We start from the raw sequence: 10,318 nt of genomic DNA on the forward strand, positions 1-10,318 counted from the left end.
GCCGGGAGGTCGCGACCCGTCGGGCTGGCCGGATCTGCTCGACGGCCCGGGCACCGCTCCCTCAGGCGTGGGATCGGGCGCGCCGAGCCCGAGGGAGCCACCGGTCGAGGCGTGGCCGAACTTCTCCTCGAGGAAGGCGCCGTGGACGATGATCGCCTCGGCGTCCGAGCGGTTGATGGCGTCGGCGACCTTGTCCATCGTCGCGCCGAGCAGGTCGAGCTGGTCGACGAGCAGCATGACCGAGCTCTTGCCCGCGGCGATCGGTCGGGTGTCGGCCCAGTCACGGGGGAGGCGCAGGTAGTTGCCGATCGCGACGGGAAGGTAGTCGGTCGCCGTGGCCATGACGCTGTAGCCCTGCGCGCTGCCGATGCCGAGCCGCTCGAGCCGCGGGATCGACTCGCGGACGACGCGGGTCACCCGGAGCAGGCGCGAGAGGACGACGCCGGGCACCCGGCCGGCCCTGGCCTGCGCCTCGACGGCGTCGAGCGCACCGAGCAGCTGCTCGGTCGTCGGCGGCCCGGACGGCCCGGACGTGTGCGGCTCCGGTGCCTCGGGCCGGTCCAACCCGAACCACGATCGGATCCCCACGTGTCATGTTCCCTTCGTGCTCGGCCTCGTCTCGCCCACCAGCGCAGTCCGCCCGGCGTCAGAGGCCGCCGGGACCGAGGTCGAGGGCGCCGGGAGCGGCCCCGGCCTCCCGTCGGGCGTCCTGGGCTGCGACGCGGTCGAGGTAGCTGCGCGACTTGGCGACCTCGGTCTCGAGGGCTCCGATCGTCGCGGCCATGTTGTCCAGGGCCCGCACCTTGAACTGGTCGATGGTGTCCATCGTCTCGTAGATGTTGGCGAAGGCCTTCTGGAGTGACTCGATGCTGATCGTCGAGCTCGCGGACTGCTCCTGGATGCGCGCCGAGTTGGTCTTGAGCAGCTCCGAGGTGCGCTCGATGAGGCCCGAGGTCGTCGTGTTCAGCGCCGTGATCTGGTCGAGGACCAGCTGCTGGTTGTTGAGGGCCTGGGCGACGATGACGGCCGTGCGAAGGGCCGACACCGTGGTCGTCGTGGCCCGGTCGACGCCCTTGATGAGCTCGATGTTGTTCTTGATGATGATGTCGATCGCCAGGTAGTTCTGGATCGACACCGCGAGCTGGGTGAGCAGGTCCTGGTGCTTCTGCCGGACGTAGAACAGGACGTCCTCGCGCAGCGCCTTGGCCTTCTCCGGGTCGGTCGACTCGAGCGTCGCGACCTGGGCGGCGAGCCTGGCGTCGAGCCGCTCGGCGACGTAGACGTACTGGTTGAGCCGGCCCATCGACTCCCAGAGCGACTTCTTCTCGAGGTTGAGGGCGACGTTGTCCTTCTGGAGCTCGTCCTGGCCCGACTGGAGCGAGTGGAGGATGCCGTTGAGGTGCGACTGCGCGGACTGGTACTTGCGGAAGTAGTCGGTGATCCGCTCGCCGAAGGGGATCATGCCGAGGAACTTCTTGGTCCCGGTGGCCTGTGACGGGTCGAGGTCCTCGACGGTGCGGCGCAGGTCGATGAGCGTCTTGCCCACCTTGGAGCCCTGCGAGAGGGAGCCCTCGTTGAGGGCCTTGACCGGCATCTGGAGCATCCGGTTGGACGACTCGGCCGCGAACCGGATCTCGTCGGTCCCCATGCTGCGGACGTCGGCCGCCCTGGCCTCCCACTCCGGCGACTTCGTGGCGGCCGCGAGCAGGGAGCCGAGGTAGGTGTCGACCTTGGCGTCGAGGCCGGGGAGGGCCGCCTCGGGCACTGCGGGGGCCATTCTCGGGGCGGACGTCTCCGCGACGGCCGTCACCGGTGGCGGCGGCGTGAGGGTCAGGTGGGTCTCCGTCTCCGGTGGCTGCAGTGGCGCCTGGGCGGCCTGGGCGGCCGTCGGGGCCTGCTGGGCAGCGGGCTGGTCAGTCATCGTCGAACGGGTCCTTCCCCTTTGTCCCGGCCGCGCACGGACGCGGCCGAAGTCCCTGGGCCCGCCCAGCGGCATACGGCTGGATGGGCTGTGAGCCACTCTACGTGGCGCCTGTCTCCGACGGTCGGGGGATTTCCCCGGTTCCGTCCGCGAGGGACCCCGGTCGTCCTGGGGGATCGAGGGACGGGGGCGGCCGCAGCGCTGGAGTCAGGGGAGGTTCCGCGCTGCGGCCGCGTGCGTGGGGCACCCACTCCCTGTGAACGACGGGGCGCCGAGCCCGGTTCCCGGAGCGCCGTCGTCCACAGGGAGCGGGGGTGCCGTGGCCCGAGATCAGCCGAACTGCCAGGACCGCTTCGACAGGCCGAACCAGAAGCCGTCGATGACGCTCTCGTTGTCGAGACCGGCGGACTCGGAGGCGGCGCCGAGCGTGACGAACAGCGGCGCGAAGTGCTCGGTCCGGGGATGTGACTCCCGGGCTGCGGGGGCCTTGTCGAGGAAGTCGAGGATGCTGTCGACGTCCTTGGCCCGCATCGTCTCCTCTGCCCACTGGTCGAACTCCGCGCTCGCCACCGGCGGCGGGGCGTCGGCTCCTGCCCGGGGGTTGAACCAGCGCAGGTTGTGGGTCGTGAAGCCCGACCCGACGATGAGGGTGCCCTGGTCACGGAGCGGTGCGAGCCTGCGACCGATCTCGAAGAGACCGCGCGGGTCGAGCGTCGGCATCGACATCTGGAGGACCGGGACGTCCGCGTCGGGGAACATCTCCTTGAGCGGGACATAGGCGCCGTGGTCGAGGCCACGGGACTCGTCGCGGTGGACCGGCGTCGAGCTCGTCCCGCCCGGGGCGGTGAGCAGCTTCGTCACGTCGTCCGCGAGGTCGGGCGCGGCCGGGGCGTCGTAGGTGACGTCGTAGTACTTCTGCGGGAAGCCCCAGAAGTCGTAGACGAGTGGCGCGCCCGTCGTCGAGCCGAGCGTCGTCGGGGCGTCCTCCCAGTGCGCCGAGACGATGAGGACGCTCTTCGGCTTGGGCAGGGCCGCTGACCACCCGGCGAGCTCGGTGGTCCACCGAGCGTCGTCGGCGAGCGGGGGCGCGCCGTGGCTCAGGTAGATCAGGGGGGCGGGCATCGGAGCTCCTCAGAAGTGGTTGACAAATAAACTATCAGGTCCAACGCCATCGGGCGCGGATTTCATCCCTGCGGGGCCTTTCGGCCCTGGCGCCCGCGCGGCTCCCGAGTGACCGTGTGGCATGACCGAGATCACGATGACCGAGCACCTGGAGCAGGCCACCGCTGTCGTCCGCGAGGACGTGTCTGTCGACGAGCTGCCGGAGTTCTTCGGGCGGGCGCTGCACCGGGCCATGGCTGCAGTGCAGGCACAGGGACACCACCCGACGGGGCCGCCTATCGCCCTGTACCACGGCAAACCCCACGGCTCGGTCGACGTCGAGGCCGGATTCCCGGTCGAGGCGCCCATCACGCCGTCCGAGGGCGTGACACCAGGTCGCCTGCCGGGCGGGCGAGTCGTCGAAGCGACGCACGTGGGGTCCTACGACGAGATGGCGCGGACCTATGACGCCGTCGTGGCGTGGATGGCCGAGCGCCGGCTGACGCCCGCCGAGGAGATGTGGGAGGTCTACCTCACGGATCCTGTCACGCAACCCGACCCGGCGACCTGGCGGACCCAGATCTTCTGGCCCGTCGCCTGAGCTCACCGGCGGATTCAGCGGCATCCGGCTCCGCCCGGGAACCGTCACCTCAGTGAGACGGCACTTGACACGTGCTGTTACGGTCGGGGCGCGTCCACGTCGGAGCAGCGACGAATCCGCTGCACGTGCGACTCGGAAGGTTGTAGGTGTCTCATGGCTGCAGGCAAGGGCCGCAAGCTCGTCATCGTCGAGTCGCCCGCGAAGGCGAAGACGATCGCGGGGTATCTCGGGGGCGACTTCGACGTCGAGGCGTCGGTCGGGCACATCCGGGACCTGCCCAACCCGTCGGAGCTGCCGGCGGAGATGAAGAAGGGCCCGTTCGGCAAGTTCGCCGTCGACGTCGAAGGCGGCTTCGCGCCGTACTACGTCGTCGACCCGGACAAGAAGAAGAAGGTCGCCGAGCTGAAGCGCCTGCTCAAGGACGCCGACGAGCTCTACCTCGCCACCGATGAGGACCGCGAGGGCGAGGCCATCGCCTGGCACCTGCTCGAGGCTCTCAAGCCCCGGGTGCCGGTCAAGCGGATGGTGTTCCACGAGATCACCCGCGAGGCGATCCAGCGGGCCGTCAACGACACCCGCGAGCTCGACACGCGCCTCGTCGACGCCCAGGAGACCCGCCGCATCCTCGACCGCCTCTACGGCTACGAGGTCTCGCCCGTGCTGTGGCGCAAGGTCCGTCAGGGGCTCTCGGCCGGCCGCGTCCAGTCCGTCGCGACGCGCATGGTCGTCGAGCGGGAGCGCGAGCGGATGGCGTTCGTCCGGGCGTCGTACTGGGACGTCGAGGGCGACTTCACCCCGGACGGCACGGCCCAGCACTTCACCGCGCGGCTGAGCTCGGTCGACGGCGCCCGCGTCGCCGCGGGGCGTGACTTCTCCGACCGCGGCGAGCTCGTCGGCAAGGGTGCGGTCCGGCTCGACGAGGCGCTCGCGCGCCGCATCGCGGAGGCTTGCGTCGCGTCGTCGGCCACGGTCACGGACGTCCAGGAGAAGCCCTACACGCGCCGCCCGTCCGCGCCCTTCACGACCTCGACCCTCCAGCAGGAGGCGTCCCGCAAGCTGCGGATGAGCAGCAAGAACGCGATGCGCGTCGCGCAGCGGCTCTACGAGAACGGCTACATCACCTACATGCGTACCGACAGCACGACGCTGTCGGACGCCGCCCTGACCGCCGCCCGCAGCCAGGCCCGCGACATGTACGGCGCGGAGTACGTCCCGGACAGCCCGCGCCGCTACGAGAAGAAGGTCAAGAACGCCCAGGAGGCGCACGAGGCGATCCGTCCCGCGGGTGACCGCTTCCGCTCGCCGGCACAGGTCGCGGGGGAGCTGCGCGGCGAGGAGTTCGCGCTCTACGAGCTGATCTGGAAGCGCACCGTCGCCTCGCAGATGGCCGACGCGCGCGGCTCGACCGCCACGGTCAAGCTCGCCGTCGACACCGCCGTCGAGGGCGCGCAGCGGGTCGAGTTCAGCGCGAGCGGCACGGTCATCACCTTCAAGGGCTTCCTCGCCGCCTACGAGGAGGGCCGCGACGACGAGGCCACCGCGCGCGCCGACGCCGCCGCCGAGGAGCGGCGCCTGCCGAAGCTCTCGACCGGGGTGCCGCTGCAGGTCGTGCGCGCCGAGGCCGAGGGTCACGAGACGACCCCCCCGGCGCGCTACACCGAGGCGACCCTCGTCAAGGCGATGGAGGAGCGCGGCATCGGCCGGCCCTCGACGTATGCCGCGACGCTGGGCACGATCCAGGACCGCGGTTACGTCTTCACCAAGGGTCAGGCCCTCGTGCCGTCGTGGCTCGCCTTCGCCGTCACCCGCCTCCTCGAGGAGCACTTCACCGAGCTCGTGGACTACGAGTTCACCGCCTCGATGGAGGAGGACCTCGACCGGATCGCAGGCGGCGAGATCGGGCGGGTCGAGTGGCTCGAGCGCTTCTACTTCGGCGACGAGGCCACGACCGTCGAGGGGCTCAAGGAGCTCGTCGACGACCTCGGCGAGATCGACGCCAAGGAGATCTCGACCATCCCGATCGGCGATGGCATGGTCGTCCGAGTGGGCCGCTACGGGCCCTACGTCGAAGACACACGGGGGACGCCGTCCCCCGTGGACACCCTCAACGGCGCGGACGCTGACGCGACGTCTGCTGCCTCGGCCGGGCCAGGCTCCTCCGTCGCGGCTCAGCCGCGGCGGGCCACCATCACCGACGACATCCCCCCGGACGAGATGACCCCGGCCAGGGCTCGCGAGCTGCTCGAGGCGGCAGCCGACGACGGTCGGGTCCTCGGGCGGGATCCCGAGACCGGGCGCGAGATCATCGCCAAGGCCGGGCGCTACGGCCCCTACGTCACCGAGGTCCTCGAGGACGAGACCGAGCAGGCCGCGGCGGGCACCTCTGGACGGGGCAAGAAGGCGGCCAAGCCCAAGCCGCGCACGGCCTCGCTCTTCAAGGACATGGACCTCGCCTCCATCGACCTCGACACCGCGCTCAAGCTGCTCAGCCTCCCGCGCGTCGTCGGCGTCGACGCGGACGGCGTCGAGATCACGGCGCAGAACGGCCGCTACGGTCCCTACCTCAAGAAGGGCACCGACTCGCGGTCGCTGACCTCCGAGCAGCAGCTCTTCGACATCACGCTCGAGGAGGCGCTCGCGATCTACGCCCAGCCCAAGCAGCGGGGCCGGGCCGCGGCTGCCGCTCCGCTGAAGGAGCTCGGCGAGGATCCCGTGAGCGGCAAGCCGGTCGTCGTCAAGGACGGCCGCTTCGGTCCCTACGTCACCGACGGCGAGACCAACGCCACCCTCCGCAAGGACGACGACCCCGAGTCGATCACCCCGGAGCGCGGCTTCGAGCTCCTCGCGGAGAAGCGCGCGAAGGACCCGACCACGCGCAAGCGGACCGCCAAGAAGTCGACGCGCAAGGCGCCCGCGAAGCGGACGACGAAGAAGGCCACGACGAAGAGGACCAGCACGAAGAAGGGCTGACCTTCCAGCGGGAGCGGGCGGGGCGGCATACGGCCCATTTCCGTATGCCGCCCAGTGGCCTTCTCGGGTTGTCCTGAAGTGGCGCTGTGGCGGGGAGCCGCCGGTCCCTAGCGTGGCGCGCATGGTGACGATCACGACGCTCGAGGAGTCCGACCGCGACCCCTGGCAGGCCCTCTTCCAGGCCTACCTGCACTTCTACGGACGCGACCCCGGACCCGCGCTGTATGACCGGGCCTGGCGCGAGTTCCGCTCCGGCGCAAGGATGCACGCGCTGGGGGCGCGTCTCGGTGACGAGCTGGTCGGCATCACGCACTACTTCGTCCACCCGAGCACGTCGGGGCGCGACGTCTGCTACCTCCAGGACCTCTTCACGGCGCCCCACGCCCGTGGCCAGGGGGTCGGCCGGGCGCTCATCGAGGCGGTGGCCGCCTGGGCGGCGGAGCGGGACTGCTCCAAGGTCTACTGGCAGACTCAGGAGGGCAACACCACGGCGCGGCGGCTCTACGACGCCGTCGCGAACTACAGCGGGTTCGTCGTCTACGATCTCCCGCTCAGCCCTCGGTCGTGAATGTGGCACGGGAGAAATGTCTTTGACGCCTCCGGAGCCGCCGGGTGAGGCTGAGTCAATGGCAACCGTGGTCTTCGTCCATGCACATCCCGACGACGAGTCGTCCCAGACAGCCGGCTCCATGGCCCGCGCCGTCGCTGAGGGTCACCGTGTCGTCCTCGTCGTCGCCACCAACGGCGACCACGGCGATGCGCCGGACGACCTCGCGGAGGGCGAGACGGTGGTCGACCGTCGGCGCACGGAGATGGCCGGCTCGGTGTCCGTCATCGGCACGCACCGGGTCGTGTGGCTGGGGTATGCGGACTCGGGCATGACCGGCTGGGCCCAGAACGACCACGAGGAGAGCTTCTTCCGCGCGGACCTCGAGGAGGCGGCCGCGCGGGTTGCCGAGGTGCTGCGGGAGGAGTCGGCCGACGTCGTCGTCGGCTACGACTGGCACGGCGGGTACGGCCACCCCGACCATGTCAAGGTCCACGCGGTGACGAAGCGGGCCGCGGAGCTGGCCGGGCGTCCGCGCTACCTCGAGGTCTCGATGAACCGCGACGCGATCCGCCGCGCCTTCGAGGCGCTCCGGGCGTCCGGAGCCGACCCCGGGTGGGACGCTGACGACCCGATGGACGACGGCAACCCCATCGGCACGCCCGAGGCTGAGCTGCACTGGGCCTGCGACGTGAGCGAGTGGATCGACGTCAAGCGCGCGGCACTCGAGGCGCACGCGAGCCAGTCAGACGCCCGCGAGCTGCTGTCCATGCCAGAGCCCCTGTTCGCCGCGGCCTTCGGCGTGGAGTACTACCTCGAGCCCGGCCGGCCTGCGGGGATGCAGCACGCCTGGTTCCTCGAGGAGGAGGGCGTCGTCGCCGAGAGCGCGTGACCCAGGCCTCAGGCGGCTCGCGCTGGAGTCGACTGGCGGGTAATTTACTGTGGGTAACAAGCGGTCCGCCGAGACAGCCCCGGGGTCCTGAGCGCCGGGGAGCGGCACCGACAGACCGTCCGCACCCAGGAGAAGAGACCCGATGTCCACCGACCTGACCACCGCGACCCCGGAGCAGCTCCGGGAGCTGCCCGGCCCCGAGCTCATCTCGCGCCTCAACGAGATGTCCGACACCGACCTCGAAGCGGTGCTGTCGAGCGACAACCGCAGCCATCTCGTTGCTGCGATCTTCGAGGCGATGCCGGCGTTGTTCCGCGCCGACAGGGCCGGCTCCATCACGGCGACGACCCACTGGACCATCACCGAGCGCGCCGACGGCGGCTCCGACGACTGGACGGTCCGGGTCGCCGACGGCCAGTGCGCCGTGGCCCACGGCCACGAGGGCGACGCGACGCTCAGCCTGACCATGGCACCCGGGCCCTTCGTCAAGCTCATCACCAAGAGCGGGAACCCGGTCATGATGTTCATGTCCGGCCAGGTCAAGGCCAAGGGGGACCTCAGCCTGGCCGCCAACTTCAGCAACCTCTTCGACACCGTCCAAGGCTGAGCCGGGGCGCGTCGAGGCATGAAGCTCGTCGAGCAGCTCGCCGTCCTCGCCCGCCGTGGCGTCCTCCTGCCCGGCCGACCCGACCGCGTCGCCCGGCAGCTGGCCGCCCTCCAGCTCTGGGGCTTCGGCCTCGCGGGGGAGGCGCGCCAGGCCGCCGCGCGCTCCCCCGACCGCGTCGCCGTCATCGACGAGGAGCGCGGCGCGGCCACCTACGCCCAGCTCCTCGAGGGCTCCGAGCGGGCGGCAGCAGTGCTGGCGGCGGCGCTCGGCGGTGCGCCGGAGGGCGAACCTCGCGCGCGCGTCGGGCTGCTCTGCCGGAACCATCTCGGGCTCGTCGAGGTCCTCATCGGCGCCTCGTCGATCGGCGTGGACGTCGTCCTGCTCAACACCGGCCTGTCCCGGGCGCAGGTCCGCGCCGTGGTCCGTGACCAGGGGCTCGCGCTCCTCGTGCACGACCGCGACCTCACCGAGGTCGCTGCAGGGGCATCGGAGGCATCGGAGGTGTCAGAGGCATCGGGGGCGTCGGAGGCATGGGGGGCGTCGGAGGCGTCTGGGGACCTGTGCCCGCTCCTCGACGAGGACGAGCTGCTCCGACGGATGCACGCCGTGCCACGAGAGGATCTCGGCTCGTCGGCACCGCCCTCGCGGCGAGGGCGCACCATCGTGCTCACGTCAGGGACGACCGGGACCCCCAAGGGTGCCCGACGGCCGCACCCGAGGAACTTCGCCGCGCTGGCCTCGATCCTCGACCGGATCCCCTTCGGGGTCGGGGAGACGGTCCTGCTCTCTGCGCCCATCTTCCACACGTGGGGGCTGGCTGGCCTGCAGCTGTGCCTCGGTCTTCGCTCGACCATGGTCCTGCAGCGGCGCTTCGACCCGCAGGTCGCACGCAGTGCGCTGCGACGCCACGGGTGCCAGGGGATGTTCGCTGCTCCCGTCATGGTCCAGCGCATGATCGACCTCGCCGACGACGGGCTCGGTCCGGACGGTGCCGGCGAGGGCGGCGCCCGTGTCGGTCGGCTCGGCGGTGCCCGGCTGCGGGTCGTCGCCCTGAGCGGTTCGCTGCTGCCCTCCGGCCTCGCGACGAGGTTCATGGCGGCCTACGGCCCGGTCCTCTACAACCTCTACGGGTCGACCGAGGTCTCCTGGGTCTCCGTGGCAACCCCGGCGGACCTCGCCGCCGACCCGGACTGCGCCGGCCGGCCACCGCGAGGCACGACCGTCGCCATCGTCGACGAGACGGGAGCCGCGGTCGCGGACGGGGACGTCGGGCGAATCTTCGTCGGCAACGACCTGCTCTTCGACGGCTACACCGACGGCGCCTCGAGACCGACCTGGCACGGGCTGGTCTCGACCGGAGACCTCGGGCGGCTCGTCGACGGGCGCCTTCACGTCGAGGGCCGCGAGGACGACCTCGTCATCTCCGGAGGCGAGAACGTCTACCCGCGTGAGCTCGAGGCGGCCATCGCCCGGTTGCCCGAGGTGCGCGAGGTGAGCGTCTTCGGGGTGCCCGACGTCGAGTTCGGCCAGCGGCTCGTCGCCTGCGTCGCCTTCCGCGCCGGGCACGGCCTGGCGGCCGATGAGGTCGTCGCCCGCGTGCGGCCGCAGGTCTCCCGCCCTGCCCTTCCCCGCGACGTCGTCGTGCTCGACGAGCTGCCTCGCAATGCGACGGGCAAGGT

The 10,318-nt window shown here is 71.1% G+C and carries 9 protein-coding genes; 6 read left to right on the forward strand and 3 right to left on the reverse strand.

Annotated features, from left to right (window positions below; all coding sequences use genetic code 11):
* From LOY02_RS03570 to LOY02_RS03580, 3 genes are all read right to left on the reverse strand, one after another.
* Positions 1-588: hypothetical protein (locus LOY02_RS03570; RefSeq protein ID WP_317180954.1), on the reverse strand; the 588-nt coding region annotated here is incomplete at its 3' end.
* A 58-nt stretch (positions 589-646) separates the two neighbouring features.
* Positions 647-1,921: a toxic anion resistance protein gene (locus LOY02_RS03575; protein WP_317180955.1), complete on the reverse strand. Its 1,275-nt coding sequence runs from the start codon at positions 1,919-1,921 to the stop codon at positions 647-649.
* A gap of 330 nt (positions 1,922-2,251) precedes the next feature.
* The gene (locus LOY02_RS03580; RefSeq protein ID WP_317180956.1) at positions 2,252-3,043 is read right to left on the reverse strand and encodes a class III extradiol ring-cleavage dioxygenase; all 792 of its coding nucleotides are present in this window, start codon (positions 3,041-3,043) and stop codon (positions 2,252-2,254) included.
* Positions 3,044-3,164: 121 nt separating this feature from the next.
* Between LOY02_RS03580 and LOY02_RS03585 the strand changes: the two genes are divergently transcribed.
* The 6 genes from LOY02_RS03585 to LOY02_RS03610 form a co-directional block, all read left to right on the forward strand.
* Entirely contained in the window at positions 3,165-3,623 is a 459-nt protein-coding gene (locus LOY02_RS03585; protein WP_317180957.1) for a GyrI-like domain-containing protein, read from the forward strand.
* Positions 3,624-3,776: 153 nt separating this feature from the next.
* Positions 3,777-6,593, forward strand: coding sequence for a type I DNA topoisomerase (gene topA / locus LOY02_RS03590; protein WP_317180958.1), 2,817 nt, complete (start codon positions 3,777-3,779; stop codon positions 6,591-6,593).
* Between the two features lie 121 nt (positions 6,594-6,714).
* Positions 6,715-7,161, forward strand: coding sequence for a GNAT family N-acetyltransferase (locus LOY02_RS03595; protein ID WP_317180959.1), 447 nt, complete (start codon positions 6,715-6,717; stop codon positions 7,159-7,161).
* Between the two features lie 58 nt (positions 7,162-7,219).
* Positions 7,220-8,032, forward strand: a complete 813-nt coding sequence (locus LOY02_RS03600; protein ID WP_317180960.1) for a PIG-L family deacetylase — start codon at positions 7,220-7,222, stop codon at positions 8,030-8,032.
* Positions 8,033-8,174: 142 nt separating this feature from the next.
* A complete protein-coding gene (locus LOY02_RS03605; RefSeq protein ID WP_317180961.1) occupies positions 8,175-8,639 on the forward strand; it encodes an SCP2 sterol-binding domain-containing protein in 465 nt (154 codons plus the stop codon).
* 18 nt (positions 8,640-8,657) lie between these two features.
* On the forward strand, positions 8,658-10,318 hold a 1,661-nt coding region (locus tag LOY02_RS03610), incomplete at its 3' end, for an AMP-binding protein (RefSeq protein WP_317180962.1).

The organism is Intrasporangium sp., assembly GCF_032907665.1.
GTDB lineage: Bacteria > Actinomycetota > Actinomycetes > Actinomycetales > Dermatophilaceae > Intrasporangium.

Excerpts from the sequence above, each read along its gene's own strand:
- LOY02_RS03575 (WP_317180955.1), bottom strand. The coding sequence starts at position 1,921 with ATGACTGACCAGCCCGCTGCCCAGCAGGCCCCGACGGCCGCCCAGGCC.
- LOY02_RS03580 (WP_317180956.1), bottom strand. The coding sequence starts at position 3,043 with ATGCCCGCCCCCCTGATCTACCTGAGCCACGGCGCGCCCCCGCTCGCC.
- LOY02_RS03585 (WP_317180957.1), top strand. The coding sequence starts at position 3,165 with ATGACCGAGATCACGATGACCGAGCACCTGGAGCAGGCCACCGCTGTC.
- topA (WP_317180958.1), top strand. The coding sequence starts at position 3,777 with ATGGCTGCAGGCAAGGGCCGCAAGCTCGTCATCGTCGAGTCGCCCGCG.
- LOY02_RS03595 (WP_317180959.1), top strand. The coding sequence starts at position 6,715 with ATGGTGACGATCACGACGCTCGAGGAGTCCGACCGCGACCCCTGGCAG.
- LOY02_RS03600 (WP_317180960.1), top strand. The coding sequence starts at position 7,220 with ATGGCAACCGTGGTCTTCGTCCATGCACATCCCGACGACGAGTCGTCC.
- LOY02_RS03605 (WP_317180961.1), top strand. The coding sequence starts at position 8,175 with ATGTCCACCGACCTGACCACCGCGACCCCGGAGCAGCTCCGGGAGCTG.